At 47.8% G+C, this 26962-nt stretch carries 24 protein-coding genes; 16 read left to right on the forward strand and 8 right to left on the reverse strand.

The genetic code is table 11. The features are described 5' to 3' along the window. The first annotated feature begins 22 nt into the window (after positions 1–22). The 5 genes from ACFSUS_RS22770 to ACFSUS_RS22790 are packed head-to-tail and all read left to right on the forward strand — an operon-like array spanning position 23 to position 6902. Entirely contained in the window at positions 23–2221 is a 2199-nt protein-coding gene (locus ACFSUS_RS22770) for a bi-domain-containing oxidoreductase (protein ID WP_381526166.1), read from the forward strand. Then, positions 2214–3806, forward strand: a complete 1593-nt coding sequence (locus tag ACFSUS_RS22775) for a heparinase II/III domain-containing protein (RefSeq protein ID WP_381526168.1) — start codon at positions 2214–2216, stop codon at positions 3804–3806. Before ACFSUS_RS22770 ends, ACFSUS_RS22775 begins: the two co-directional genes overlap by 8 nt. Next, a complete protein-coding gene (locus ACFSUS_RS22780) occupies positions 3803–5014 on the forward strand; it encodes a glycosyltransferase family 4 protein (RefSeq protein WP_381526170.1) in 1212 nt (403 codons plus the stop codon). The genes ACFSUS_RS22775 and ACFSUS_RS22780 overlap by 4 nt, the downstream gene beginning before the upstream one ends. Continuing rightward, complete coding sequence (locus ACFSUS_RS22785; RefSeq protein ID WP_381526172.1) at positions 5011–5940, forward strand: NAD-dependent epimerase/dehydratase family protein; 930 nt, start codon at positions 5011–5013, stop codon at positions 5938–5940. Before ACFSUS_RS22780 ends, ACFSUS_RS22785 begins: the two co-directional genes overlap by 4 nt. Further along, on the forward strand, positions 5937–6902 hold the full coding sequence (locus tag ACFSUS_RS22790; protein ID WP_381526174.1) for an MraY family glycosyltransferase: 966 nt from the start codon (positions 5937–5939) through the stop codon (positions 6900–6902). The genes ACFSUS_RS22785 and ACFSUS_RS22790 overlap by 4 nt, the downstream gene beginning before the upstream one ends. A 53-nt stretch (positions 6903–6955) precedes the next feature. On the opposite strand, the gene ACFSUS_RS22795 is transcribed toward ACFSUS_RS22790, so the two are convergent. Beyond that, a complete protein-coding gene (locus tag ACFSUS_RS22795; RefSeq protein WP_381526176.1) occupies positions 6956–7444 on the reverse strand; it encodes a thioredoxin family protein in 489 nt (162 codons plus the stop codon). A 282-nt stretch (positions 7445–7726) separates the two neighbouring features. On the opposite strand from ACFSUS_RS22795, the gene yihA reads away from it, so the two are divergent. Continuing rightward, the gene (yihA, locus tag ACFSUS_RS22800) at positions 7727–8329 is read left to right on the forward strand and encodes a ribosome biogenesis GTP-binding protein YihA/YsxC (RefSeq protein ID WP_381526322.1); all 603 of its coding nucleotides are present in this window, start codon (positions 7727–7729) and stop codon (positions 8327–8329) included. Between the two features lie 127 nt (positions 8330–8456). Then, positions 8457–8945: a DUF5606 family protein gene (locus ACFSUS_RS22805; protein WP_381526178.1), complete on the forward strand. Its 489-nt coding sequence runs from the start codon at positions 8457–8459 to the stop codon at positions 8943–8945. A 189-nt stretch (positions 8946–9134) separates the two neighbouring features. Here ACFSUS_RS22805 and pyk read toward each other — a convergent pair whose 3' ends face one another. From pyk to priA, 4 genes are all read right to left on the reverse strand, one after another. Then, positions 9135–10571, reverse strand: coding sequence for a pyruvate kinase (pyk, locus tag ACFSUS_RS22810; protein WP_381526180.1), 1437 nt, complete (start codon positions 10569–10571; stop codon positions 9135–9137). 103 nt (positions 10572–10674) lie between these two features. Then, complete coding sequence (locus ACFSUS_RS22815; protein WP_381526183.1) at positions 10675–11070, reverse strand: type II toxin-antitoxin system VapC family toxin; 396 nt, start codon at positions 11068–11070, stop codon at positions 10675–10677. Next, positions 11070–11288, reverse strand: coding sequence for a DUF2281 domain-containing protein (locus tag ACFSUS_RS22820; protein WP_381526185.1), 219 nt, complete (start codon positions 11286–11288; stop codon positions 11070–11072). The genes ACFSUS_RS22815 and ACFSUS_RS22820 overlap by 1 nt, the downstream gene beginning before the upstream one ends. 38 nt (positions 11289–11326) lie before the next feature. Continuing rightward, a complete protein-coding gene (gene priA / locus ACFSUS_RS22825; RefSeq protein WP_381526186.1) occupies positions 11327–13855 on the reverse strand; it encodes a replication restart helicase PriA in 2529 nt (842 codons plus the stop codon). Between the two features lie 210 nt (positions 13856–14065). Here priA and ACFSUS_RS22830 point away from each other — a divergent pair, with 210 nt between their 5' ends. The 3 genes from ACFSUS_RS22830 (at position 14066) to ACFSUS_RS22840 (ending at position 15118) form a co-directional block, all read left to right on the forward strand. Then, entirely contained in the window at positions 14066–14599 is a 534-nt protein-coding gene (locus ACFSUS_RS22830) for an SdrD B-like domain-containing protein (protein ID WP_381526188.1), read from the forward strand. A 192-nt stretch (positions 14600–14791) separates the two neighbouring features. Beyond that, on the forward strand, positions 14792–14929 hold the full coding sequence (locus tag ACFSUS_RS22835) for a hypothetical protein (RefSeq protein WP_381526190.1): 138 nt from the start codon (positions 14792–14794) through the stop codon (positions 14927–14929). A 15-nt stretch (positions 14930–14944) separates the two neighbouring features. Continuing rightward, a complete protein-coding gene (locus ACFSUS_RS22840) occupies positions 14945–15118 on the forward strand; it encodes a hypothetical protein (RefSeq protein WP_381526192.1) in 174 nt (57 codons plus the stop codon). A gap of 127 nt (positions 15119–15245) precedes the next feature. On the opposite strand, the gene ACFSUS_RS22845 is transcribed toward ACFSUS_RS22840, so the two are convergent. Further along, positions 15246–16100: a M12 family metallopeptidase gene (locus ACFSUS_RS22845; protein WP_381526194.1), complete on the reverse strand. Its 855-nt coding sequence runs from the start codon at positions 16098–16100 to the stop codon at positions 15246–15248. A gap of 479 nt (positions 16101–16579) precedes the next feature. Here ACFSUS_RS22845 and ACFSUS_RS22850 point away from each other — a divergent pair, with 479 nt between their 5' ends. After that, positions 16580–17584: a YpdA family putative bacillithiol disulfide reductase gene (locus ACFSUS_RS22850; RefSeq protein WP_381526196.1), complete on the forward strand. Its 1005-nt coding sequence runs from the start codon at positions 16580–16582 to the stop codon at positions 17582–17584. Between the two features lie 83 nt (positions 17585–17667). On the opposite strand, the gene ACFSUS_RS22855 is transcribed toward ACFSUS_RS22850, so the two are convergent. Next, entirely contained in the window at positions 17668–18735 is a 1068-nt protein-coding gene (locus ACFSUS_RS22855) for a GntR family transcriptional regulator (RefSeq protein WP_381526198.1), read from the reverse strand. A gap of 127 nt (positions 18736–18862) precedes the next feature. Here ACFSUS_RS22855 and ACFSUS_RS22860 point away from each other — a divergent pair, with 127 nt between their 5' ends. From ACFSUS_RS22860 to ACFSUS_RS22875, 4 genes are all read left to right on the forward strand, one after another. Next, complete coding sequence (locus tag ACFSUS_RS22860; protein WP_381526200.1) at positions 18863–21010, forward strand: bifunctional aldolase/short-chain dehydrogenase; 2148 nt, start codon at positions 18863–18865, stop codon at positions 21008–21010. Between the two features lie 72 nt (positions 21011–21082). Continuing rightward, on the forward strand, positions 21083–22357 hold the full coding sequence (locus tag ACFSUS_RS22865) for a sugar isomerase (RefSeq protein WP_381526202.1): 1275 nt from the start codon (positions 21083–21085) through the stop codon (positions 22355–22357). Beyond that, entirely contained in the window at positions 22354–23751 is a 1398-nt protein-coding gene (locus ACFSUS_RS22870) for an FGGY-family carbohydrate kinase (RefSeq protein WP_381526204.1), read from the forward strand. The genes ACFSUS_RS22865 and ACFSUS_RS22870 overlap by 4 nt, the downstream gene beginning before the upstream one ends. A 189-nt stretch (positions 23752–23940) precedes the next feature. Beyond that, entirely contained in the window at positions 23941–24432 is a 492-nt protein-coding gene (locus ACFSUS_RS22875; RefSeq protein ID WP_381526206.1) for a hypothetical protein, read from the forward strand. A 75-nt stretch (positions 24433–24507) separates the two neighbouring features. Here the strand turns inward: ACFSUS_RS22875 and ACFSUS_RS22880 are convergent, their stop codons facing one another. Then, positions 24508–25650 carry a lactonase family protein gene (locus tag ACFSUS_RS22880; protein ID WP_381526208.1) on the reverse strand — a complete coding sequence of 381 codons (1143 nt, stop codon included), beginning with the start codon at positions 25648–25650 and terminating at the stop codon, positions 24508–24510. Positions 25651–26024: 374 nt separating this feature from the next. Here ACFSUS_RS22880 and ACFSUS_RS22885 point away from each other — a divergent pair, with 374 nt between their 5' ends. Further along, complete coding sequence (locus ACFSUS_RS22885; protein WP_381526210.1) at positions 26025–26903, forward strand: OmpA/MotB family protein; 879 nt, start codon at positions 26025–26027, stop codon at positions 26901–26903. The last annotated feature ends 59 nt before the right edge of the window (positions 26904–26962 follow it).

Here is a 26962-nt window from a genome sequence, read left to right on the forward strand (position 1 = left end):
TCTGTGTTTCATCAAAATCTTCATGAAACAGCTAGTACAAAACCTTAGAACTGGCCAAACCCTGCTGGAAGATATTCCTATTCCGCAAGTAGGTCGTGGACAGGTGTTGATTCAAACGCGCCGGTCGTTGGTGTCACTCGGTACCGAACGGATGCTGGTCGAGTTTGGCAAGGCCAATTTGATTGATAAAGTCCGTCAGCAGCCTGGCAGGGTGAAGCAGGTGTTCGAAAAAATGCAGGCGGATGGCATACGCCCCACGATTGACGCTGTTTTTCGGAAACTAGATCAACCCATACCACTTGGTTACTGCAACGTCGGAACAGTGTTGGCCGTAGGACAGGACGTAACTGATATTCGGGTTGGTGACCGCGTGGCCTCTAATGGACCTCATGCTGAAGTAGTCTGCGTTCCGCGAAACCTGGTAGCCAGAGTTCCGAATAACGTAAGCGATGATGAGGCTGTTTTTACGGTCGTTGGAGCGATTGGGCTGCACGGAATCCGGCGGGTGAACCCAACGTTTGGCGAGACGGTCGTTGTCATTGGCCTTGGACTTATTGGCTTATTGACGGCTGAATTACTTCGGTTGAACGGTTGCCGGGTGATTGGGCTGGATGTAGACGAGACAAAACTAAAACTAGCTCAACAGCGGGGCATTACGGTCTTCAATTCTAACCATACAGATCCGGTAAAAGCCGTCTTGACGCTGACCAATCAGGCTGGTGCTGATGGAGCCGACGGGGTCATTATTACTGCTTCGACAAAGGGTGATACTGTCATTGCTCAATCGGCTCAGATGTGCCGTAAGCAGGGCCGGATTGTTTTGGTTGGCGTAGTTGGACTGAACATAAATCGGGCTGATTTCTACAAAAAAGAGCAGACTTTTCAGGTGTCATGCTCATATGGCCCCGGTCGGTACGACGATACGTATGAGCAACAAGGGCATGACTATCCACTGCCTTACGTGCGCTGGACCGAAAATCGCAACTTCGAAACAGTTTTACAACAACTGTCGGAAGGACGTCTAGACGTAAAACCGCTTATTACAGAGATTGTACCACTTGCGGACTATGATAAAATTTATAGCCGCATCGGTGAGTATAACGGTATTGCTTCGTTGCTGAGCTATTCCGGCGAGGTTGAGCTGACGCCAACTATTGTGCTTCGCGAAACACACTACCAATCACATACTGGAACAGTCGGTATCATCGGGGCGGGTAATTTCACAGGTGCCATACTACTTCCCGCATTGAGAGCTGCCAAAGCTGACGTAAAAATCATTGCGAGTGCCGGTGGGTTGAATGCTACGTTGCTAGCCAAAAAATTCGGGATTACACAAAGCACAACAGATTATCAACAGATCATTAATGATCCGGATATAAACCTGTGCATCATCACCACGCGACACAACAGCCACGCTCAGCTAACCGTCGAAGCCTTACAAGCTGGTAAGCACGTGTTCGTTGAAAAGCCATTGGCAATCTACGACCATGAATTAGCCCAAATTATAGCTGCCCAGCAGGTATCGGGCCGCGTCGTAATGGTCGGGTTTAACCGTCGGTTCTCGCCCTATGCCCAGAAGATGAAAGCGTTGCTGGGTGGCCAGCGGTCCCATCAGCTACCGATGAACGTAGTCGCCACCATGAACGCGGGATTCATTCCGGCCGATTCCTGGGTGCACGATCGTAGGGTGGGTGGTGGTCGCATTCTGGGTGAAGCCTGTCACTTAGTCGATCTGATTACCTTTCTGACCGGCAGTCGGGTAGTGAGCGTTTCCATGAACGCTATGGGCCAACAGCCGGCTGAGACAACGGATTCCGCATCGATGCTACTCCGTTACGAAAACGGCTCGATGGGGGTTATCAATTATTTCAGTAACGGCAGTAAAGCCTATGCCAAAGAGCGCGTCGAAGTTTACTCGCAGGAACGAACGTTGATTCTTGATAACTTCCGGAAGTTAACCGCATATGGCTTCCGTGGGTTTTCGACACTATCCGGACGGCAGGATAAAGGACATACGGAGCAGATAAAACGGCTCGTTCAACTAATTCGGGCAGAAGGTTTGAACGATCGGGAGCAGGCTTTATGTGAACCGCTGATTCCATTTGGTGAGATCGTTAACACGACTCAGGTAACACTGGCGGCTATGCGTAGCTTACAGGAAGGTCGATGGGTGGATGTTGCGAGTATTGGAGGGCGTGTCTTGCCAGAAAGCCATGACTAGTCCAGGGGTAATCTGGCGAACCGTACGGCACTTGAAACCTCGTCAGGTAGCATATCAGCTTATTAATCGATTACGTAAACCGGCTAAACTATGTTTCCCAAACTTGTCGCCAGCGGGGCATTTCCTTCATGTGCCAGAAGCTGATAAACCGGTGTCATGGAAAAACGGAACGTTCACATTTCTTAATCAATCGGTTTGTTTTGGCGGTACTGATGATAAAGACAGCATAGATGAAATCGACTGGAATTATTCAGCCAACGGCAAGCTATGGACGTATAACCTGACGTATTTTGATTTCCTCAATCAGCCCAGCTTATCAACTGAAGAGGGCTTGAGGTTTATCTATGACTTTATCAAAAAGATATCCGCAATTAAAGATGGTCTGGAGCCGTATCCAACGTCGCTGCGTATCAACAATTGGGGGCACTTCTTAAGCCGAAATAAAATTCAGGACGATCTGATTAACGCTCATTTATTTGCTCAGGTAGACTTGTTGGGTCGGCGGTTAGAATACCATCTGGGCGGAAATCACTTGCTCGAAAATGGCTTCGCGTTGTTTATGGGTGGCCTATATTTCCAAGAGGAGAAATGGACGCAGACAGCCGCTGCGCTCATCCAAGCAGAGTTATGCACGCAAATTTTGGATGACGGTGGGCATGATGAACGGAGTCCCATGTATCATCAGCTGTTACTCGACCGATTGCTGGATGTGTTGCTGGTGCTGCAATACCATTCCTGGTATAGCAATGCGGCTTTTATAAATTTTATAGCCAGGAAAGCCGGGCAAATGATCGATTGGCTGGCGGGTGTAACCTTCACGAACGGGAGTATACCGATGATGAATGATGCAGCATCTGGCATTGCAACAACAACGGCAAAACTTTTGAAAAAGGCACAAAGGTTTGGGGTGACGCCTGTGCAAAGCCAGTTAAAAGAAAGCGGATACCGCATGTTTCGGACCGGCCGTTACGAACTTTTGGCTGATGTTGGCTCAATTGGGCCGGACCATCAACCCGGCCATGCTCATGCCGATACGTTCTCGTTTGTCTTATCTGTGGATAACTGTCCAATAATTGTGGATAGCGGTACATCGACTTATGAAGTCAGTAACCGTCGGGCCTGGGAGCGTAGTACGGCGGCTCATAACACCGTTGAAGTAAATGGGCAAAGTTCGTCTGAAGTCTGGAGCAGTTTTCGCGTAGGACGACGAGCACAAGTAACTGTGTTAGAAGATACACCAACTTCACTGTCTGCCCGGCATGACGGTTATCAACATCTGAGCGTACTTCACGAACGAACATGGCTGGTTGACTCTACGCAACTTCGAATAACCGACCGATTACTAACAAAGGAGCAAGCATTAGGTGTTGCCCGCTTTCATTTTCATCCGGATGTGAGAGTGGTTATCGATGATAACAAGGTAAAAGCTGGATCATTGGGTATGGTATTTCTCGGAGAATTTGAGCTAACGATTAAAATGGTCGACTATGAAATGGCCAGCGGTTTTAATCAATTACGGCCTGCTCAGTGCATTGACGTTTTTTTCATACATTCACTGCAAACAACCGTAACCATCGTTGAATGAGAATACTGTACCTAACCTTTTACTTTGAGCCTGACCTTTGTGCCGGATCGTTCCGTAACACTGCCTTAATTAATGAGCTAGCCAGGCAACTGAATACTGGCGACGAAATTCACGTCGTTACGACGCAACCAAATCGGTATGATTCTTTCAAACAGACGGCTCCGGAATACGAAAGCCGTTTTGGCACCACCGGTTGCCGCGTTACTATCAACAGGATTGCGGTTCCCGCTCACACAAGTGGTTTAATTGATCAGATTCGCTCGTTTGCTGCGTATTACCGTATCGCCCACCGCTTAACCAAAGGCAAGGCCTATAACCTGGTAGTCGCTTCGTCCTCGCGACTATTCACCGCGTTTGTCGGCGCACGCTTGGCCCGGCGTACAACGGCTCCGCTGTTCCTTGACATCCGTGACCTGTTTCGGGAAACGATTCTCGAAATGTTCAGGCATCGACCTATGTACGCTCAGCCAATCCGGCTCACGTTGAACCCCGTCCTGCAAGCAGTTGAACGGTACACATTTGGTTACGCAAAGCACATTAATCTGGTATCAGAGGGCTTTCAGCCATATTTTACGTCGTTTACGCAAGCTTCGTACAGCTACTGCACCAACGGGATAGATGAGGAGTTTTTGACCTCACCGGCGAGTACTGCATGTAATGAATTACAGCCTGAAGTTAAAACATTACTTTACGCTGGTAATATTGGCGAAGGGCAAGGCTTGCATAAGATCATTCCTCAGGCGGCCCGACAATTAGGTAACAACTATCGCTTTATTGTGATTGGCGACGGTGGGGCGAAAGCCAAACTTGAAAAAGCGATTGCTCATGAAGGACTCACTAACGTCGAGGTTCGGAATCCAGTTGCTCGGAAAGAGTTGCTTATCGAATATCAAAAAACCGACTATTTGTTTGCTCACCTTAATGATTATCAGGCTTTCAAGCGAGTACTTCCCTCAAAACTGTTCGAGTATGGAGCCATGGATAAGCCAATTGTGGCTGGGGTAGCGGGATATGCCGCTCATTTCGTTAGACAACATCTTGGCAACAGTCTTTTGTTTGATCCTGGCGATGCCGATAGTCTGGTAGTTCAGCTACGAGAGATGCCTTATACGACCGGGATAAGAACGGATTTTGTGCTGCAATTTCAGCGTAAAACTATCGCAGAGATGATGGTCCGTCATATGTTGCAAACGGCCAATCCCGTATGAACGTCTTACTAACCGGCGCATCGGGGTTTCTGGGTAGTAGAATATACGCTCGGTTACGTCGGCAGCATAGCATTACAACGCTTGGTCGAACGGCGGATGAAAGCTCGTCTGCTAAAGACCAGCATATTTTTTGCGATTTATCTAACCAAGTGCCTATCTTACCGAGGCAATCGATTGATTTAGTGGTTAATGCAGCTGGGAAGGCGCATGCTGTGCCACGTAATGCCGCTGACCGAACCGAATACGAGCGGATAAACGTACAAGGTACTGCCCGGTTGTTAACTGCGTTAGAAAAGGCATCAACGCTACCCAAGGCGCTGGTGCACATCAGCACAGTACTTGTGTATGGACGCTCAGAAGGTGAGTTGCTTGACGAGAATACGCCACTTAATGCCGAAGATGTGTATGGCCTAAGCAAGATAAAAGCCGAACAGTTAGTACGACAATGGAGTGACCGTACGGGCGTTCGTATTACAATTTTACGACTACCGCTGGTTGCAGCCGAACAGCCGACGGGTAATCTGGCGGCTATGATGGATGCAATCCGCCGTGGCTATTATGTTCGCATTGCTAATAACATGGCTCGCCGGAGCATGGTCCGCGCTGATGACGTAGCTGCTGTGATGATCCGTGCGGCTGAGAAAGGCGGTACGTTTAACCTAACCGATGGATATCATCCCAGTGTTTGGGAGATTGAAACTGCTTTTATGCGATTGGTTGGCCGAAGTCACTTGATCAATATGCCGTTGTCAGTTGCAAAAACGATTGGAAAAGTCGGTGATGGAATTGCGACTGTTACCGGTCGTCGATTTCCGTTCGACTCAAGTACGTATCAAAAGCTTACCAGCTCGTTAACATTTTCCGACGAAGCTGCGCGGCAACAACTAAACTGGAACCCTCGTCCTGTACTAAACCTGTTTCTATGAATATAACGTTTTACCTGTTCTTAACTTTAATCCTCCTCGGTGCAGAACTGCTTTATCTGCGTCTGGCCCGTCATTTTAGCATCATTGATGTGCCCAACGAGCGCAGCTCGCACACGAGCCTGACCACAATCCGGGGGGGCGGCATTCTCTTTTGGGTGGCTGCCCTGGGCGTATTCATTTACACTGATTACGGATACTCTTCCTTTTTCCTGGGCCTTACACTAGCGGCTGCCATTAGCTTTTTGGACGACCTCCACTCGGTACCAAATCGATATCGTATTGGTATTCAGTTTATAGCGGTAAGCTTACTACTTCGCGAAACCGGCGTCTTTCCGAATGAGAACTGGATGTTGCTGGTAGCGCTGGTAGTTGGAGTAGGTATTTTGAACGCCTATAATTTCATGGATGGCATCAACGGGATCACGGCTTTCTACAGTCTGGTTACCGTTGGGACGATCTGGTACTGGCAAAGCCAGACGGCGGTTGAGCCCGACGATTCATTATTTGCCTTCATGACTATTGCGCTGCTAATCTTCACGTATTTCAACGCTCGGCGGCAAGCTGTTTGTTTTGCGGGAGACGTTGGCAGCGTGTCTATTGCGTTTGTGATTTTGTATGCGCTCCTGCAACTTATCAATCAGCAGCAAACGTATCTGCCGGTGTTGCTACTGGCGGTTTACGGGGTCGATAGCGTCCTGACAATTGGTCACCGATTGTGTTTAGGAGAGAATATTTTTCGGGCGCATCGGCTGCACCTGTTTCAACTTTTGGTTCATCGGTTGCAGTGGCCGCATTTATGGGTTTCGGCCCTATACGCAGGAGTACAGCTAGGTATTAATGGGCTGGTCCTGTTACTTGTCGATAGTCCTTTAACAACTCAACTGGTGGCTGCTGTGCTTGTTCTGAGTGCGCTGGTCATAACGTATGTGCTGGCGAAACGGCAGATAATGAGTCGTTGTTGATAAAACAAAAAAGGGAAGCTTACAGAAGCTTCCCTTTTTTGTTTTATCGTTCCCTAGATTTCGCGGGTGAACCGAATACTTTTACCAATTGAGATTAAATTCTCCGGCGATTGGTAGCCTAACACTTTCTTCAGTACCCGGCCGTTACCATCAATGAACAACAGGGTCGGATAGGCTTCGAGCGGATATACCTGCGCCAAAGCTGGGCCTTCGCCTTTTTCCATATCCATTTTCACGTTGATGAATTTGTCATTGTAGAAATCCCCAACGGCTTTCTTCGTAAATACTTGCTTCTGGAGCATCTTGCAAGGCTGGCACCAGCTGGCGTAAGCGTCCAGGAAGATGATCTTCTTCTCCGCTTTCGCTTTCTTTAAAATTTCTTTCCAGGAGGCTTCGGTGAATTGAATGCCGTCGGGACCTTCTTTCGCAGCAGGCTTCTTATCTGCGGGGCCATTTGAATCTGTCAGATTAAGAGCGGCATTGGTTGGTATAAAGACAAACCCCACAAAGAGGATAGTCAGCAGCCAAAGTACTTTTTTCATAGTTGAACCGGTGTACCGGCGGTCTTTATGGTTTTTCAATGACTATAACGTACTCAAAGGCAACTTTCGTTTCTTATGGCTAGTTCTTTGCGGAGGCAAATTAGCGGACATAGTCAAGAATCGCAAGTAGGTAGACGTCTGATGGTATACACAGTGAACGAGTCTACTCCAATGGCTTCCGTCTCGTTGAGCGAGCCATTCTGCCTTCTTATTATACGTACAAAGCATGTGCCATTGTCGGTATTCTTTCCGAACTTTGCGCCCGTTTTAGCCAGTAATGCCATGCCTGTTAAACAAGCCGAATTTTTTGTCAGTAACTCCGACCCGGCCAAATGCCCAAAGCCCGATCGGCCCGAGTACGCGTTCATCGGCCGCTCTAACGTTGGCAAATCATCGTTAATTAATATGCTCACCGGTCGAGCGTCGCTGGCTAAAATTTCGGGCAAGCCAGGTAAAACCCAGTTAATTAACCACTTCGTTATCGACAATGAATGGTATCTGGTTGATTTGCCGGGGTATGGATATGCGCAGGTCAGTAAAACGGAGCGTGAAAAATTTGCGGCCTTAATCGATGGGTACTTAACGAGCCGCCCTAATCTATTATGCATTTTCGTTTTGGTCGATTCTCGCATCCCTCCCCAAAAAATTGACCTGGATTTTATGGATAACCTGGGCGAGCGAGGATTGCCATTCGTGATCGTATTTACCAAGACCGAGAAACTTGGTCCGACAAAACTCCAGGCTACTTTGGATACCTACCGCAACAAGCTACTCGAAACTTGGGAAGAAGCTCCGCAAATGTTTGTTACGTCGGCCGTTACGTCGGCAGGGCGAGAAGATATCCTGTCATTCATACGCCCTCTGAATGAGCAGTTTAAGCGGTAGATTGCGCATACGAACAACGACGTGCTCAAGGATATCGAATTTATTAATTAGGAACACAATCAATTAATTACCAATTAAAAAAGCAATACACCAGCTAAAACTGGCGTTACCATTTTACAATGTGTCTATGGAAGCATTAAAACAAATTGCCAATGTGGCTGGCTATAGCGGTCTGTATCGCATCCTGAAACCCGGACGGGCGGGCGTGATCGTTGAGTCATTAGATGATAAAAAAGCAAAGACCATGATGGGGCCAACGGCTCGCGTCTCGGTGTTGAACGATATATCGATTTACGTGGCTGATGACGATGATGAGCAATCAATACCGCTCGGTGATGTGTTGTTAGCGATTAGCGAAAAATACGGCGATACCCTTTCCGTTGATCCGAAAGGTTCAAACAGTGAGTTAGCCGAGTTCATGGCGACGGTTGTACCCAACTATGACCGTGAGCGAGTTCGTGCTACTGATATTAAGAAATTGATTACGTGGTATAGCATCCTACGTCAATATGCCCCCGAAGTGTTCGAGGTAACTGCAGAAACTGACGATGCCGCAGAGACGGCTCCTGCCGAGACACAAGATCAGTCCAAGGCCGAAGAAGCCGCAACCGAATAATACTTTTGTGGTGCTAGTGCAGTAACTACTCTGGCACCGCAAACGAAAGTCTCCATTTTCAGTGAGAACAGAAAAGCCGCGATGACCCTTGGTTTCGCGGCTTTTTAGTCTTTATGTACGTTCTCGTCAATGATGGTCAGGACTTGTCAGGTATAGTTAAGGATACTCTTGACAAGTCTTGACTCCTGCTCAATCCACCGTGCTCAACTTCACGGTATTCGTACGGCGAGCTTGTGTTAGCGGCATACTGAGTGTATTAATGAAAATATCACCAGAGGCTAATTTGCCCTGACCAACAAGGGTCTGCTTAATACCTTCTACGGTTTGATCAACCGTAAGGTTCACGTCTGGTTCGTAGGGCAGTACCTGAACACCCCAGTATAAGCCCAGCGTGTTACGTAGCTGCGGATCGTTCGAGAAAACAAACAGGTTTGCCTTAGGACGGTGGTGCGACAGTCGCACGGCTGTGTAGCCAGAGTTTGTAATACCAATAATCGCTTTCGCTTTGGTATCGCGGGCTAGTCGACACGCGCTCATCACAACGTTGTCGTTTATTACGTTCTCGGTTGGCTGCTCATTTACGTGAGCGTGGTACCGGTAATAAATTTTGTCGGTATTAGCTTCAACCTGCCGGATGGTGTTGGCCATGCTCTCAACGGCTAGGATTGGGTATTTACCCGATGCTGTTTCGGCGCTAAGCATCACGGCGTCGGCTCCATCCATCACAGAGTTGGCGATGTCGTTGATTTCAGCGCGGGTAGGGCGCGGAGCATCGATCATGCTTTCGAGCATCTGGGTAGCCACGATAACCGGCTTAGCGGCTCGATTGCATTTCTCAACAAGCATCTTTTGAATCATCGGTACCTCTTCGGCGGGTAGTTCTACCCCGAGGTCGCCCCGGGCGACCATCAGCCCATCGGTAGCAGCAATAATCTCATCGATGTTCTGAATAGCTTCGGGTTTCTCGATTTTAGCAATAACCCGGCTTTTTTTGCCCTTCGATTTGATGTATTCTTTAATCTCAATGATTTCAGAGGCTTCCCGGACAAACGATAATGCGATCCATTCGGCATCATGTTCAAGACCAAATTCAAGATCAGCCCAGTCTTTCTCCGTCACGGCCGGCATTGATACCTTCGTGTTGGGCAGGTTTACGCCTTTCTTTGATTTCATCGACCCGCCATATACCACTTCCGTTATTACGTCGGTACCTTCTTTCCCTACAACGCGCACTTCTAGCTTGCCATCATCCATTAGAATGCGTTCGCCCGGATGTACGTCTTTGTACATGTCTTTGTAGGGTGTGCTGACACGCTCGGCGGTTCCGATGATGTCGTCATTGGTAAAGACAAGCTGGTTGCCTGGCAAGATCATGACGCCGTCTTTGTTCTCTACGTTACCAATGCGGATTTTAGGCCCCTGCAAGTCTTGCAATACACAGAGGTTCAGGTTGTATTCTGCATTAATTTCACGAATGCGAGTTAAACGCATCAGGTGATCTTCGTGAGTGCCGTGGGAGAAATTTAGCCGGAAAACGTTAACCCCGGCTTTGGCTAATGCCAGCAATTGTTCTTTCGTTTCGGAAGCCGGGCCAATGGTGGCCACGATCTTGGTTTTTTTTGACATGAGGGACGGGAAAATTGGGCAAAAACGGCCAAAAGCCGGTGCAAAAATAACCGGCTGTAATAATATACAGTGGTATTCGCAGAAATTTTACGAAGTGAGCAGGTTACCAGATGGTTGAGACTAGCTCGTGATAAAGAGGAAAATTGTGATCTGACGAGACAACGCTTAATCCATCGGCAAGAGCTATTGCTAAAATCATCCTGTCAAAAGGGTCGCGATGATGGTCGAATAAAGGAACTGATTGGTATGCCACCAGGTGGTGCTCCTGAATAGGTAGCCATAAAAAACCTGATTGTTGGCTTGAGGCAATAGCGTCATTAATTGGGCGATTCAGACCTATGCTTTTACCAATCTTTATTTTGTTTGCCATCTCATAAAAATTGATGGGGCTTACATGAACAGTTGCTGCGCTTTGTATAGCCTGTAGTGCACGTGTGGATAGTCTTGGATGGTCTTCAAGGAACCAAACCAGCGCTTCAGTGTCTAGTAAAATTTGCATTACATATAGTCTTTCAAATCATCTATCGGCTCATTGAAATCGTCAGCTATCCAAAAGGAACCTTTCATTATACCAGGAATACGCTTTGGTTTATCAGATTCCTCTTCAATCTCCTCAACAAGGGTTACGATGATTTTTGCTTTAGACGTTTTCACCGGCAAATCTTCATCCAGCGTAATCTGCCCGTTTTCGTAAGTTCCGGTTACTGTCGCTAACATAGCTTTAGAGGCTTTTTTCTAAGATAACACAAATTCAGCTATAAACAATCGACATCGGCCACGATGCTGACTTGCCGTAAGCCTTTGTCCGTTAAAATATCGTTGATACGGTCCTGGATGTACGCTTTCACCGCTTTAACGTTCACCTTGTCGCGTTCAATTTTGATGAGAATATCGAACAGGAACTGATTACGGATTCGCTCGACTAACGGTTCTTCGGGACCAAGCACCCGGCTACCGCCCAGGGCGTCAGTTAACTCGGCGGCCAACCGCTCAGCCGCCTGGTGACTAATGGCTTTATCGGTATGGCGAACCGTCAGTTTGATGAGTCGGGAGAAAGGTGGGTAGTTGAAGTTCTCGCGTTCCTGAATTTCTTCCTCGTAAAGACCTTTGTAATCGTTTTCAATAATTTTTTGGAGAATGGTCTGCTGAGGATTACTCGTTTGAATCAATACCGTGCCCTGTCGGCCCGCCCGCCGACCGGCGCGACCGCTTACTTGGGTAATCATTTGAAACGATCGCTCCGTCGCCCTGAAGTCAGGGAAGTGAATAAGTCGGTCGGCGTCGAAAATACCCACCAGACTGACATTGTCGAAGTCAAGGCCTTTGGTAATCATTTGTGTCCCCACGAGCATGTCGACCTGCCCAGCTTCAAATTCTTGAATGATTTGCTGGTACGCATTTTTGGCTCGGGTCGTGTCCAGATCCATACGTAACACCCGCGAGGCCGGGAAGAAGATTTGTAATTGATCTTCCAGCTTTTCGGTGCCAAAGCCAATCGTCTTTACCTTCGTTGAGCCGCAGGTCGGGCATAGGCGAGGTACGTGTTCTTTATGGCCGCAGTAATGGCAGCGCAGTTCAGCGTCGCGTTGGTGATAGGTCAAACTAACCGCGCAGTTTGGACATTCGGCCGTCCAGTCACAATCTTCGCATTGCATGTAAGGCGAATAACCCCGGCGGTTTTGAAACAGAATACTCTGTTCTTTGCGCTCCAGATTGTTTTCCAGCGCTTCGAGAAGAATCGATGAGAACTCATTCTTCATTGTTTTCTGTCTCTTCTCCTGCTTCGTGTCGACCAACACAATCTGGGGTAAGGTAGCATTGCCGAACCGTTGAAAAAGCTCCACTAACCCATAACGGCCTTGTTTCGCCTGGTAATAGGTTTCCAGGGAAGGCGTCGCTGAGCCTAACAAGACTTTAGCCTGCTGCCAGTGGGCCAGCATGATGGCTACGTCGCGGGCGTGGTAGCGAGGAGCCGGGTCGTGCTGCTTATAAGACGTTTCATGCTCTTCGTCTACGATCACCAAACCAAGGTTGTCAAATGGTAGAAATACGGCCGAGCGAACGCCGACCACAAACTGGTACTGGCCCGAGACGACGCCCTTCCACACTTCAACCCGCTCGTTATCGGAGAATTTGGAGTGATAAATGCCCATCTTGTCGCCGAACACCCGTTGCAAACGAACGACAATCTGGGTCGTTAAGGCAATTTCGGGCAACAGATACAACACTTGAGAGCCACCAGCCAGCGCCTGCTGAATAAGGTCAATGTAAACCTCCGTCTTACCACTACCCGTAATGCCATGAAGCAGTACTACGTTCTGGCTCTCGAACTGAGCCATGATTTGTTGAGAAGCCGTTCGCTGGGCTTCCGTCAATTTAATCTCTGCTTGTGTTGCCGGAGAGTTATCCGAAAAGCGTGGCTGAATGATTTCGAATGTCTCAAATACCTGGTTTTTGATGAGCGTTGATAGCGACGACTGCGAAATCTCGTCGTCCTGATTTAAGATTGTTTTGTCCAGGCCTTTCTGATTTAATTCTGGATTGTGCTGAATCGGAACGTGCCGCAGGTAGCGCATAACTACTTCCTGCTGTTTAGGGATCTTTTCTAGTCGCTGGAGTAATACCAGAAGTTGTTCCTTCTCTTCGTAGTTGCGGTGCAACCGGACTTTGCGTACCATTTTAGGTACGTACTTTTCCTTGACTTCTTCGAAAACAATAACGGCTTTCTTGCCAACCAGCGACTTAATGAGCGCTGGTACATTACCGCCCTGACCTACCAATCGACCCAGTTCTTCGTAAGATAAAGCCGGGTGTTTTTTGAGTTCTGCCAGCAACGTTTCCTCAAAGTCGGTAAGCAGTTCTGGATAGTCAAAATCGGGGTTGAACTGCACCTTCGACTGGCTCGAAATTTTGAGTCCCGAAGGCAGTGCAACGTTCATTACGTCGCCGATGCAACACATGTAATAGTCGGCCATCCATCGAAAAAGTTCGAGTTGATAGCTATTAACTACAGGGTACTCATCTAATAATTCAGTAATATATCTCGCCTGATATCCGCTTGGTGGCGACGTGTGCAACTTGGCTACGATGGCGGTGAGCACCCGGCCGTTGTTTTTACCAAATGGTACTATAACTCTGGCACCAATTTTGACCAGCTGGGCCATCCCCCTGGGCAATCGATAAGTAAATAGTTTAGGGACTGGAATGGGTAAGATTAAATCGGCAAAGAATGTCACTTCTTCGCTTTCCGAGGTAAAAAATAATTGATTAGTCTGGTTTTCCACAAATTCAACTGAAGTCAGGTAAAGATACAGACAAAGCGCTGCTTGCTGGCAAAGATTTTGCCTAATGGGACCCTGCTTATGACGGCCTGACGAGACCATTAGATAAGTATTTCTACGTATCCTATGTTCTAATCAGGCCTTGCCATCAATTAAGTTAACTGCCAAAATACTACAAACTAACCAATAATATCAGACACGCCTGTTCATTCTGTGAAGCAAATCTACTCCTTTCAAACTGGCCTATTGAAGAGCTGGTTTGCCACCTTTTTATTGTTAGGAGTTCTCTCTCAAGCGAATGCCCAGATAAGCGGAATTGTGTTTCGAGACTATGATTTGAATGGCATTCGTTCGGATACGCTACCCATCGAAACGGGTGTAACGGGTATCACAATTTTTGCCTTTGTGGACCTTAGTAAAGCACCCGTCACGACAACAACGGATGCTACAGGAAAGTACTCGTTTAGCAGCAGCGAAGTTCCAGCAGGCAGACCCGTACGAATTGAGTTCAGTAACCTGCCAACCGGAGACCAAGAAGGCCCTTACGGCACCAATAGCGGAACAAGCGTTCAGTTTATAAAAGCCCCGGCCACTGATGTTAACCTGGGCATCAATTACCCATCTGGCTACTGCCAGCGAACAGACCTCCGAATCGTTATGCCTTGTTATGTGAATGAAGATGCGCTGATTACGGTGGTGGAATCCCGATACCCGATGCAAAGCAAGCCGCAAAAGCTGATGCCTTAGTGGGGTTTAGGTATGACGCAAGTGGAGTCATTAGTCAAACTAATTTTCCGGCAGATCACTTGGCTACGGCCGGTCAGAGCAATCTGGGCCTTACCGTATTAACGGCGGACAAAGCAACTGTTTAGTGGGGCCGTCGTCAAACGCCATACCAGCTTTGGCCCACTAGGTACCGGGGGGATCTACGTAACTGACATGAAAACGGGTACGACAACCAGTTTTCTGGATGTTAGAACAATCGGTATCGACACGGGCGATGATCCGCATAGCGGGTTAGTCGGCGATAAAACACAGGCTAGCACTGACCCAGGGGCGATGGGTGCTATGGGGTGAGTTAGTTTTGGTGGTATGGACATGTCGGAAGACGATAAAGCGTTGTATTTCATTAACCTGAAAGACCGTAAGCTATACGGGCTTTTCGTAGACACACCCGCCCGGGTGCCGACAGCTGCTGATGTGAAGTCGTGGGTTAGAACAGGAAGATCCCTGCCTCAACAAACGCCCTTCTTGTCTTCCCTTTAAGATAGTACGACTTAAGTAGTGTATTCCTTTATGTAAAACGAATACATTTCCTTCCAGAAAACGCTACCCATTAATAGAGAGTTAAAAGATAATACTCCACTTTCCATTAAGGGGTAGCGATGTACGCTTACGGGTACATATAAGACACGGTTAAGGCATCTGTCGGCGATAACCCGCTCCGTTGTCCTACAAAAGTTGAACCATCTTTCCTGGTAAGCGTAGGTTGACCGTTAGCCGAAAAAGAATAGGAACCGTACATCATAATTGATTGGAAGTCAAGACCGCCACTGTAGTCAAACCCGTCGAGTCCTCGTTCTGCGTACGTCTGAAAATCGCTCTCTGCACCGGCTACAATGTTGGCTTTGTTAACCGTTACATAGGTATCACGATCGGCCCGGGAGTGCTCATGCCAGAGGCCTATTGTATGGCCGATTTCGTGGATGGTGTTTCCCGTTGTGCATCCATCGGCGAGGTTTACGTATTGAAGTCCGCCCGAGTAACCGATGTTTGATGAGCAGCCGGTTCCTTTTCTGAAGAGAACGTAGCCGCGCTGGGTGGTACGCTGAACAAATCGGATAGGCGTATTGGCTTCCCAGTGAGCAATGGCATCGAGCACACGGGCTTGGTTAGGCAAAGCCGGATCAAGAGCGTAATACACGATTTTGTTAGGCCAGCGGGACGATGCCCTTGTACGGCCAGTTCCCTCCGTTTGTATATCAATCCGTTGTTCTAAATCATCAGGTGATAAGAGTATATCCCGCTCAAATACAGCCTCGCCATTGATCAGCCGATAGTTAATTGCTTGTCGGTTGAGGTATGCCTTTTGCAGCGTCCCCAACTGATTAGGGAAGGCTTCTTCCGTTTGGCTGCTCTGAACGACGGGAGCTACAACTGGGGTAACCTTTTCGGTTTGTTCTGGAGAACAGCTTAGCAAGCCAATCATAGACAAGCAGCAGAGGGTAGTGTAATAGTTTGTTTTCATAATTGAGTTGATAGTTTATTAGGTAAATTGAAGCGTGAGCAATCAATGATCAGGGATGAAAAACGGAAAACAGTTTAAGTTGTTTACGAACGTTTTATCTAAGTATGTTTAAACAAAGCAGATTTGCCTGAAGCATAAGTAGTTTTCCTAAGCGGTTTATACGCCAAAACGTTGGGTTAAGATTTTGTTACCACTTTATTACTTAGAAAAATGTATTGAATGGTTGTGTTTAAAGAAATAGCTTTACGTATCATAAATTTACTGCCTGGCAAGTAGTTTTTACTAAGTATACAATAATTATTTTGTAAATAGAGTAAGTAGCTTTCGACGCTTATTTGTCTGGTTGGAACTGAGCTAGTGCCGCATTAATCAATAACTGTATCAGGAATCTTTGCTATCTACTCTTGGTTTTTCTGGTGAAGGACATTGTCAGCAACAGGTGGTCGGCGAAGACACCATCAACAGATATTCAGTAGAGCATGCAAACATTCGACGTCATCATTGTTGGGGGAGGACCTTGTGGACTAGCTGCCGGTATTGAAGCCGCTAAAGCTGGTCTAAGCCATCTAATTCTGGAAATGGGAAGCTTAACGGAGTCGATCCGGCAGTATCCGCGTCGGATGCGCTTTTTCTCGACCGCCGAAAATATTGAGATCGGCGGACTGCCTTTCTCGATTTCAAGCGTAAAGGCGGGCCGTGATGAGGCCCTGCAGTATTACCGTAAAGCAGCCGCTTATTACAATCTCAATTTTAAACTATTTCAGGAAGTCTGGGAGGTTGAAAAAGAGCATGATATTTTCATTGTTAGCACCAAAACGGGCGAGCGCTATCAGGCACGTAAAGTAATCATGGCCACGGGTTATTTCACCCGTCCTCGCTGGCTTGGAATTCCAGGCGAAGATTTGCCGCACGTGTCGCATTACTACGACGAGCCGTTTAAGTATTCTTTCACGAACGTTGTCATCATTGGCGCATCTAACTCAGCGGTCGAAGCGGCCCTGGAATTGTATCGCCACGATGTTAACATTACCATCGTTCACCGGGGCGAAGATTTTCGTAGCACCGTAAAATACTGGCTCGTACCTGATGTGAAGAATCGGGTGAAGGAGGGGAAAATCAAAACGGTGTTTGACTCCGTTGTGACCCAAATCGACGAAAAAAACATAACCGTCAATAACCTTAAAACGGGAGAAGAAACCCAGCTCCCGGCCGATTTCGTGTTTATCCTGACCGGGTACATTCCAGATGCCGAGTTGTTACGTCGTTGCGGCATCGAGCTTGATCCTGTTACGCAAGTTCCGGTCTTTGATAAGGAAACCTTTGAGACCAACATACCTGGTTTATACGTGTGCGGTACAGTGCTGGCGGGTGTTTTTACCGAAAAGGTATTCATTGAAAACGGTCGTGAGCACGCACAGGCTATCATTGACCACATTATGGGCCGCGAAGTGCATAAAGTAGCTGAGTTGATTCAGCGTATTTGAGCAACTTATCTTTTCGGTTCGATTCATATATGGAAGCCCGTTATACCTCATTGAAGGTATAACGGGCTTTTCTATCTGTATTCTTACAAGGAGTGCCGGACAATCAGCCGGAAGGGGTTCTCAATATGCGCTGGGCGGTTCTCGCGAATTAATTGAGCCGCCATACGCCCCATTTCGGCAAAGTCAGTGGACATGACAGTAATGCCATCCAGAATAATCTCCTTCACTGGCGTTTCATTGTACGATAAAATGCCAACGTCCTGACCCAGCCGTAATGAGGTTTGCTTTATCTTTTTTACCAATGTAACCAGATCGTCTTCCATCAGGTTAATATAAGCATTGCCGGGTCGAATTGCTTCATTATCAATGTCATACACGACCCGTGTCTTGAAGTTATGGGCGTGGCAGAATGAGTAGAAGCCGTTTAGAATGGCTTTAGGGTGATAAGTGTAAGCCGGAAACAGAATGTTCAGTGTGTGGTATTTACGCAGTAGGGGCAAAGCTTCGGTTAGTGCGTATTCAATATCGGCCTGAAAGTTTTGGTATACAGCCGCATATTTACCCGAAATGCCCTCAACAAACTTATCCAGGATCAACAACTTGTCTTTGGGTAACGCATTGATAATAGCGCGGGCTTTGTCTTCCTGGTCAAAAAAGTGCGGAATAATAACGTAATGCGTATGACCGCCGTCTTCGCGTTGAATGAGGTCGCTAAACCGCTGGAAGTCGTTGTTATATATATGAAAGTCGATGAATACATCTGGGCCGAGGCTATCAACCAGGGCATCGTAAATGATTTTTTTATGCGTGCTCAGTTTGTTGAACAGCAAAAACACCTTAAGCTTATGACCAATTGGCGTATGGCAAACGTAGAATCCTTTACCGTTTACGGAGTTGATGATGTTATTCGCTTTTAACAGTCGATAGGCTTTTTCTACCGTACCGTGCGATATGTCGAATTCACCACTAACTTCATGTATGGATGGGAGTTTATAACCCGGTAAAATACTTTGTTGCTCAATGCCTTCAATAATCGAATTATAGATCTGCCAGTATTTTGGTATCTCGGAGCGACTGTTTATTCTAATCTGACTCAGTGAAACAGCGTTCTCATCAGCGTCGAGTAGGAGAGTTGGATTCATTACGAGCATAACCCATCAATTGGTTAATACGGATTACTTAGCGACTAACCGTCATGTGGTAACCCGTAGGAAGGTAGCCGACCGTTAATCTGTACTTTTGTATAAAACCTATTTTAGTCAAAATCTCATCAGTCCAATGCAAATTTCTGCGCCAAACCCCACCACGTTCAAGCACGTCAGCTATTTATGGGATGACGCCAAAGCCGCTGAATTGGCTAGTGATGACCCTAGCGATCGGGAGGTCGCGCTGCTGGTGTACCGCTCCAATCTGCTGGGGGCCGATCTTAGGCTTACTAACTACGGGGGCGGCAATACGTCCTGCAAAGTGATGTCACCCGATCCGTTGACCGGCCAGTCTACCGAAGTTATGTGGGTGAAAGGGTCCGGTGGCGATTTAGGTACCATGAAACGTAGTGGCCTGGCCGCTCTGTATATGGAACGCCTGAATAACCTCAAGCGTATTTACCGGGGTTTGGAATTTGAGGACGAAATGGTAGGTCTGTTCAACCATTGCATCTACGATCTAGCGTCTAAAGCGCCTTCTATCGATACGCCCCTGCATGCCTTCCTACCCTACAAACATATTGACCACCTGCACCCCGATGCTGCTATTGCGATTGCTGCTGCTAAAAACGGCAAAGCCATTACGCAGGAGCTGTTTGACGGCCAGATTGGCTGGGTAGACTGGCAGCGACCAGGGTTCGACTTAGGCTTAAAGTTAGAACAGTGCGTGCGCGAGAACCCAGGCATCCGGGGTATCATGCTCGGTTCGCATGGCTTGTTCACTTGGGGCGACACCGCTTATGACAGCTACATCAATACGCTGGAAGTAATTGAAAAGTGCGCCGAATACCTGGAAGAGAACTACGGTACGGCATCCCGGGCTGTGTTTGGAGGAGCCGCTTTGCAATCGCTGGAGCCCGCTGCGCGACGTAGTCAGGCGGCCCAGCTGGCGCCGGTGCTCCGGGGCTTGTGTTCGTCACAAACTCGAATGGTAGGTCATTTCACTGACGACGAGCGGGTACTGGAGTTTATTAATTCTAACGATCTTGGCCGATTAGCGCCGATGGGTACTAGTTGCCCTGACCACTTCCTGCGTACTAAAATCAGCCCGCTTGTGCTGCCGCTTTCGGCAAATGACGACTTATCTGATACGCAGGCTTTGAAGGAAAGACTAAATCCGGCCTTCGAAGAATACCGGACTATGTATCGGGAATATTATGATACTTGTAAACACCCAAACAGCCCGGCCATTCGCGATGCGAACCCAGTGGTACTGCTGTATCCAGGTGTCGGCATGTTCACCTTCGCCAAAGACAAGCAGACGGCGCGGGTAGCCGCCGAGTTTTACATTAACGCCATCAACGTAATGAAGGGTGCCGAAGCTATTTCGGAGTATACATCCTTGCCGCGTCAGGAAGCGTTCGACATTGAATATTGGCTTCTGGAAGAAGCCAAACTGCAACGGATGCCTAAGCCGAAGCCACTCTCGGGTCGTGTAGCGTTGATTACTGGTAGCGCCGGTGGGATCGGTAAGGCCATTGCCAAACGCTTTGCTGATGAGGGAGCCTGCGTCATTGTCACCGATAACGATCCTGAGCGGTTAACCGAAGCTGATGATGAATTTCGCCAGCAATACGGTAAAGATACCCATACCGGAGTCTCTATTGACGTTACCCAGGGCGACAGCATTCGGGCGGCCTATCAGGCGGCTAGTTTAGCGTTTGGTGGGGTCGATTTAGTAGTCAATTGCGCGGGTATCAGTATATCAAAACCGCTGGAAGAGCATACCGAAAAAGATTGGGACCTGCTTTATGACATATTAGTTAAAGGCCAGTTCATGGTTACCCAGGCTGGTGTCGAGGTCATGCGCAAGCAAGATTCGGGTGGTGACGTAATTAATATTGTTAGCAAAAACGCCCTGGTTTCTGGGCCCAACAACGCCGGTTACGGCTCAGCCAAAGCGGCTCAGCTGCACTTAAGTCGCCTGAATGCCGCTGAACTAGGCAAAGATCACATTCGCGTTAATGTCGTTAACCCCGACGCTGTCATCGCCGACTCTAAAATATGGGCCGGAGCGTGGGCTGAAGGGCGCGCTAAAGCGTATGGCGTATCCGTTGAGGAGTTACCCGCTTACTACGCGAAACGCACGCTACTTGGAGAAGTCATTCTGCCCGACGATATAGCAAATGCTTGCTTCGCCCTCGTGGGTGGACTATTAAATAAGTCTACTGGTAACGTCGTAAACGTCGACGGAGGAGTAGCGATGGCGTTTGTACGCTAAAAACTAGATATGTTGCGAAGAACGATTGGCTTGTGTTAAGCCAATCGTTGTCTGCTATAAAACTCCCTGACCATGCTCCTTGACTCTCTTCACCTTGATCAACATAATCAGCAACGGCTAGAACGCCACCAGAGCCGACTAGCTCCCTGGACGGGCGACGTAGCGAATGCTGAAATCATTATCGAAAAACTTGTTGCCTTTCAGATTGCCATTCCTAGCTGGGCACTCGGCACGGGCGGCACTCGCTTCGGGCGGTTTCCGGGCGGTGGTGAGCCTCGCAGTCTGGAAGAAAAGATTGACGACGTTGGCTTATTGCACACGCTGAACCGGGCCAGTGGTGCCATTTCGTTGCACATTCCCTGGGATATTCCAACCGATGCTAAAGCCATTCAGCAGCGAGCTGCTAGCTACGGACTTGCTTTCGATGCGGTCAATTCCAATACCTTTCAGGATCAGGCCGACCAAAACCTATCGTATAAGTTTGGTTCGTTACAGCATGTCGATGCGACCGTTCGCCGTCAGGCAATTGACCACAACATTGACGTAATACGTCATGGTGAAGCACTTGGCTCAAAGGCCATTACGGTGTGGCTATCCGACGGCTCGTGTTTCCCTGGGCAATTAAATTTCCGCCAGGCCTTTCAGCGGACGCTCGAAAGCCTTCAGGAAATCTATGCTGCGCTGCCCAACGACTGGAAGATGTTCGTAGAGTATAAGGCCTTTGAGCCTAATTTTTATTCGATGACCGTTGGCGACTGGGGCAGTAGCTATCTCTACGCCAGTAAGCTCGGCCCTAAAGCCTACACTCTTGTTGATTTAGGCCACCATTTACCTAATGCCAATATCGAGCAGATTGTTGCCATTCTGCTGATGGAGGAGAAGTTAGGTGGTTTTCATTTCAATGACTCCAAATACGGTGACGATGACCTAACGGCGGGAAGCATTAAACCGTATCAACTCTTCCTCATTTTTAACGAACTGGTAGATGGTATGGATGCCCGGGGTATGAATCACGCTACCGATTTGGGGTGGATGATCGATGCCAGCCATAACGTTAAAGACCCGCTCGAAGATCTGCTGCAGAGCGTCGAAGCCATCCAGATCGCCTACGCACAGGCTTTGCTGGTTGATCGGGCTGCTTTAGAAGAAGCTCGTGAAGAAAACGACGTAGTAAAAGCGCAGGAACTGCTGCAGGATGCCTTCCGCACCGATGTTCGGCCATTGGTAGCCGAAGCACGGTTGCGGGCGGGTGGCGCCTTAGATCCCCTCGCCTTATTTAGGCAGTTAGACGTTCGTCGTAAGCTGATTAGCCAACGCGGGGCCAAAACGGTAGCAACAGGGCTATGAGTGTGCCACTTTGCGTAGTATTTGACGTCGGTAAGACCAACAAAAAGGTATTGGTGTTTGATCAACACTATAAGGTCATCCACGAAAAGCAAAATCCATTCGACGAGGTTACCGACGATGACGGTTTTCGGTGCGACGATCTTAACAGATTAACTGATTGGGTTCTCAATACCTTCCAGGAACTCACGAATACGTATGGCTCAGCGATTCGGGCGGTAAACGTATCGGCATACGGAGCAAGCTTAGTGCATTTGGGGGCAGACGGCCAGCCGGTTACACCTCTATACAACTATCTGCGCGATCTGCCTCGCGACCTGCATGCCCAATTTTTTGAGCAATACGGACCCGTCAACGAATTCTGCGTCCAAACGGCTTCTCCTGACCTGGGAATGTTGAACTCGGGCCTACAGCTCTACTGGCTTAAACACGCCAAGCCGGCCATCGCCAACCAGATTCATCATTCGTTGCATCTGCCGCAGTACGTGAGTTATTTACTGACGGGGCAGCCGGTTTCCGAAATTACGAGTGTTGGTTGTCATACGGCGCTCTGGGATTTCAATCGTCGTGATTACCACTCCTGGACGCTAAACGAAAACTTACATAGCATACGGCAGACGCCCCTTCCTTCAGCGACGGCGTATCCGATGGCAAGTCTTACGCAGGAGGAGCCTTGCTATGCAGGAATCGGCATTCATGATTCGTCGGCAGCCCTGGTGCCATATCTAAAAGCCTGTGCTGGTTCGGCAGATTCACCCTTTGTGCTGCTTTCAACGGGCACCTGGGCCGTTAGCATGAATCCATTCAACGATGAACCGCTTACTCCCGATGAGTTGCGCCAGGATTGCCTGTGCTACCTGAGTTGTGAAGGTAGGCAAGTTAAGTCATCACGACTATTTGCCGGAAACGAGCACGAACGTCAGATTCGACACTTAGCCGAATATTTCCACAAGAACCTGGATTATTATCGGCAAGTGCGCTACGACCGGACCTTAATTCAATCGTTGCGTAGCCGATTTAAGAAGCCTGCTGAGACGCAGGTAACCAACTTAAGCGATAGTCCGTTTGTCGAGCGGAATCTAAACGAGTACGCAACGTATGAGGAAGCGTATTGCCAGTTTATGCTCGATTTGGTCGCCCAACAGGTGGACTCGCTGTCACTGGCCATTGGCCAGACAGCTATAAAGACACTGTTTGTGGATGGAGGATTCTCCCGTAATGACGTATTTATGCACTTATTGGCCGAAGCCTATCCCCACTTACAGGTACGGGCCTCTAAGGTAGCCCAGGCATCAGCGTTAGGAGCGGCTTTAGTTATTCATGAGTACTGGAACCCTCTTCCTTTCAATGCTGAGTGCATTGAATTAATGCCTTACCCGGCTTCAATAGTTTCTTAGCTTTTATCGATCGCAATATACTACGCCGGTTTATGTGTTCTTATTCATATAGTTATAACCATGCCGAAGCCCTCAGGTGAAAAAAGCGTATGATAAGTTTGAAAAAGTTTATAGAATGAAATCCAGTTGTACCTTTCGTACGTAGATATCGCTCCTTAGTAACAACTACTTTCCCTTACTGCCTTATCTATGGAATCACTGCTACAGTTATTGCAATCTTACACCAATGCTCGCCTGGTTGTCCTACGGACGTTAACTAACTCTCAAGTTTCGTGCCCATATATCTGCCAAGCTACCGATTTAACGGTCAGCATGATTCGCGGAAGGCAACGTAACGCAACTTTATGGCGGCCTAATGAATTAGGGCAGCTGGCGAGTATGCTATCATTGCCCAATCGCTTTGCTGATCACCTGAATAGTGTATCTCAGCAACTGACGGAACTCCCACCGAGTCAACTACAAAAGCTTCAGACATTAACTAAGCTGAACGTAACCCAGCTGGCTCAGCGTAAACAGGATTACCGTCTGTGGCAATACAACGAGATTGAGCGTTTATTAAGCAGCCTACGTATGCTTTGTGAAGCAAGTAACGCGCAGGACGAGTTATTTAGCAAGGGCAAATCCAGACGGCGCTACGAGAAAAAAGGAGACTTGGAAAGAATGTTACGCGCCACCCAGTAAAATATACTTCAATACATTATTGCATACAAAGGGGCGACCAACATTGGTCGCCCCTTTGTATACAATAATGCACGCTTACCGGTTCGCCATAATTACGCAAACAGGGGCGGGCACTTTTACCGATTGGCCAGTGTAGGTCAACTTGCCGGTTTTGGCATCGCGTCTGAAAATAGTGATGTCATCGGTGTCTTGGTTGGCAACAAAAACGAATTCTCCTCTGGGGTCAATCAAAAAGTTGCGTGGAGTTTTGCCTTCGGTTAATTGGTCGCCAACTTTTGTCAGCTTACCGTCAATGCCAATAGCGAAAATCGCTAAGGCGTTACGTCCTCGGTTTGATTGATATAGAAACTTGCCACTTGGATCAATATGTATGTCTGCACTCGTGTTTTGGCCAATAAAGTCCGTTGGTAACGTTTTCACTCCGTCGTCGAGCAGTGTCAAGGTGCCCGTTTTTGCGTCGCGGCTAAACACGGCTACAGACGAGGTAAGCTCTTCTACCAGATACGCATGTTTGCCATTGGGATGAAACGTAAAGTGCCTTGGTCCAGAACCGGGTTTGACTGTTACATACGGCTTTTGGGCGGGTTTTACGGTGCCTGCCTTTACATCAGTTTCGAATATGTACAACTTGTCTGTTCCAAGGTCAGAAACATACACAAAACGGTTATCAGGGGCTACAATTGCGGAATGAACGTGTGCTTTTTCCTGTCGCTGGGTATTGGGGCCAGTTCCTGAATTCTGGACGCTGTCGGTGGCTGCGCCCAGCGTACCGTCTGCTTTGATAGGTAAAACAGCTAAACTTCCTCCGCCATAATTCGAGACGAACGCGGTTTTGCCGGTTTGATCGATGCTAATATGGCATGGACCACTGCCAAGCGATGATTGGGTGTTCAGAAAGTTGAGCTTACCTGTAGCCTTATCCACGGCATACGAACTAACTGCTCCGGCTTTGCCAGGCCCTGTTTCGGCGGCTTCGTTAACTGAATATAAATAATTACCGGATGGATGTACGGCCAGAAATGAAGGGCTTTTTGCATTCGATACGGACTGCAGCTTCTGCATAGTACCAGCTTTTCGGTCAAACTCAAACACGTAGATGCCTTCGCTACCCCGAACCGAGTAGGTGCCTACATACATAATTTCTTTACCTGATTGAGCGGTGGCAGGTGCATTCATTCCAAGCGATACAATGAAGAGACTGGCAACTAGTTTGTTCATAAGAGCTATAGTAAGTCGTATTGGTAAGCATAAATCCGGCATAAACTACCGAGAACACAAATGAAAAGCTATTCAATCTGCTTAGGATTTTTGAGGGACTTGTCAGATCAATACACCGTAAATAATACCCTAACCAATTAGTTTATTGTGTGAGTTAACAGATAGAAGACGCTGGCGTACAAACAAATCAGGCTATCTACCAATAAATTTTAAGTAGTTATTAAAAAAATGTTGATATAATTTTTCTCAGATGAATGAGGTAGTTAAAACGGTTAGCCAGAATCTACTTACTTTTGTGAAATGATTGAATAGGTTAATGGCCTGTATCGTTCAAGCCTAACTTTTCGTTACCGATAAAATTTCCACTTACTAGTATGAAACGAATACTTATTGTATTTGCGGCCGTGGCTATGCTTGCATCCTGTAACAGCAAAAAGCGCCTGGCTGAAATCAAATCTCTACAAGAAGCCCGCGACAAGGCCGTAGCTTCTCTGAACGACTGTGACCAGCGTACGGCTGATTTACGTTCGCAGCTTTCCGCAAAAGACAATGATCTGCAAGGAAAAGATAAGCAAGTAGGCGATCTGCAAGCTCAGATTGATTATCTGAAAAAGACAAACACAAATCTCCTCGACCGGATGTCTGATTTGTCGATCGTTAGTAAGTCAGGTGCCGAAAGTATCAAAAAATCGTTGGAGACACTCAATGAGCAGACCAAGTACACCAATAATCTGAACGCCAGCATACAGCGTAAAGATTCGTTGAACTTGGCGCTGGTGATGAGCTTGAAGCGGTCGCTGGACGATATCAATGACCAGGACGTGCAGGTTGAAGTGAAGAAAGGTGTTGTTTACGTGTCTATTTCTGACAAGCTGTTGTTCAAGTCAGGTAGCTACGACATCACCCCTCGTGCCGAAACGGTGCTGGGTAAAGTGGCTAAAGTAGTGAATGACCACAAAGAATTAGACATCCTGGTAGAAGGCCACACGGATATAGTGCCTATCTCAACGGCGTCAATTAAAGATAACTGGGATTTGAGCGCTTTACGGGCTACGTCGGTTGTACGGACGCTGCAAAGTAAATTTGGTGTAGCGCCTGAGCGCATGACAGCCGGTGGCCGGTCAGAGTACATTCCGAAAGATGACAACACGACTTCAACCGGACGTCAGCAGAACCGCCGGACGGAGATCATCATTACTCCGAAACTTGACCAGTTCTTTAATCTGCTTTCAAACGGACAGGCTGGTAAGTAAATAGTCTAGTCTAAAGACTTGCTATAAAAAAAGCTCCGGTGCAAACCGGAGCTTTTTTA

The sequence above is a fragment of the Spirosoma soli genome (assembly GCF_042684525.1).
Taxonomy (GTDB): Bacteria; Bacteroidota; Bacteroidia; order Cytophagales; family Spirosomataceae; genus Spirosoma; species Spirosoma soli.

What these genes read in the sequence shown, in the direction of transcription:
- ACFSUS_RS22835 (WP_381526190.1), top strand. Translation starts at nt 14,792, where the DNA reads ATGAAAACGGGTACGACAACCAGTTTTCTGGATGTTAGAACAATCGGT.
- ACFSUS_RS22820 (WP_381526185.1), bottom strand. Translation starts at nt 11,288, where the DNA reads ATGTTAGCGACAGTAACCGGAACTTACGAAAACGGGCAGATTACGCTG.
- ACFSUS_RS22860 (WP_381526200.1), top strand. Translation starts at nt 18,863, where the DNA reads ATGCAAATTTCTGCGCCAAACCCCACCACGTTCAAGCACGTCAGCTAT.
- ACFSUS_RS22850 (WP_381526196.1), top strand. Translation starts at nt 16,580, where the DNA reads ATGCAAACATTCGACGTCATCATTGTTGGGGGAGGACCTTGTGGACTA.
- pyk (WP_381526180.1), bottom strand. Translation starts at nt 10,571, where the DNA reads ATGTCAAAAAAAACCAAGATCGTGGCCACCATTGGCCCGGCTTCCGAA.
- ACFSUS_RS22870 (WP_381526204.1), top strand. Translation starts at nt 22,354, where the DNA reads ATGAGTGTGCCACTTTGCGTAGTATTTGACGTCGGTAAGACCAACAAA.
- yihA (WP_381526322.1), top strand. Translation starts at nt 7,727, where the DNA reads ATGCCTGTTAAACAAGCCGAATTTTTTGTCAGTAACTCCGACCCGGCC.
- ACFSUS_RS22865 (WP_381526202.1), top strand. Translation starts at nt 21,083, where the DNA reads ATGCTCCTTGACTCTCTTCACCTTGATCAACATAATCAGCAACGGCTA.
- ACFSUS_RS22785 (WP_381526172.1), top strand. Translation starts at nt 5,011, where the DNA reads ATGAACGTCTTACTAACCGGCGCATCGGGGTTTCTGGGTAGTAGAATA.
- ACFSUS_RS22780 (WP_381526170.1), top strand. Translation starts at nt 3,803, where the DNA reads ATGAGAATACTGTACCTAACCTTTTACTTTGAGCCTGACCTTTGTGCC.
- ACFSUS_RS22855 (WP_381526198.1), bottom strand. Translation starts at nt 18,735, where the DNA reads ATGCTCGTAATGAATCCAACTCTCCTACTCGACGCTGATGAGAACGCT.
- ACFSUS_RS22845 (WP_381526194.1), bottom strand. Translation starts at nt 16,100, where the DNA reads ATGAAAACAAACTATTACACTACCCTCTGCTGCTTGTCTATGATTGGC.
- ACFSUS_RS22770 (WP_381526166.1), top strand. Translation starts at nt 23, where the DNA reads ATGAAACAGCTAGTACAAAACCTTAGAACTGGCCAAACCCTGCTGGAA.
- ACFSUS_RS22840 (WP_381526192.1), top strand. Translation starts at nt 14,945, where the DNA reads ATGGACATGTCGGAAGACGATAAAGCGTTGTATTTCATTAACCTGAAA.
- ACFSUS_RS22805 (WP_381526178.1), top strand. Translation starts at nt 8,457, where the DNA reads ATGGAAGCATTAAAACAAATTGCCAATGTGGCTGGCTATAGCGGTCTG.
- ACFSUS_RS22875 (WP_381526206.1), top strand. Translation starts at nt 23,941, where the DNA reads ATGGAATCACTGCTACAGTTATTGCAATCTTACACCAATGCTCGCCTG.
- ACFSUS_RS22885 (WP_381526210.1), top strand. Translation starts at nt 26,025, where the DNA reads ATGAAACGAATACTTATTGTATTTGCGGCCGTGGCTATGCTTGCATCC.
- ACFSUS_RS22790 (WP_381526174.1), top strand. Translation starts at nt 5,937, where the DNA reads ATGAATATAACGTTTTACCTGTTCTTAACTTTAATCCTCCTCGGTGCA.
- ACFSUS_RS22880 (WP_381526208.1), bottom strand. Translation starts at nt 25,650, where the DNA reads ATGAACAAACTAGTTGCCAGTCTCTTCATTGTATCGCTTGGAATGAAT.
- ACFSUS_RS22775 (WP_381526168.1), top strand. Translation starts at nt 2,214, where the DNA reads ATGACTAGTCCAGGGGTAATCTGGCGAACCGTACGGCACTTGAAACCT.
- ACFSUS_RS22815 (WP_381526183.1), bottom strand. Translation starts at nt 11,070, where the DNA reads ATGCAAATTTTACTAGACACTGAAGCGCTGGTTTGGTTCCTTGAAGAC.
- ACFSUS_RS22795 (WP_381526176.1), bottom strand. Translation starts at nt 7,444, where the DNA reads ATGAAAAAAGTACTTTGGCTGCTGACTATCCTCTTTGTGGGGTTTGTC.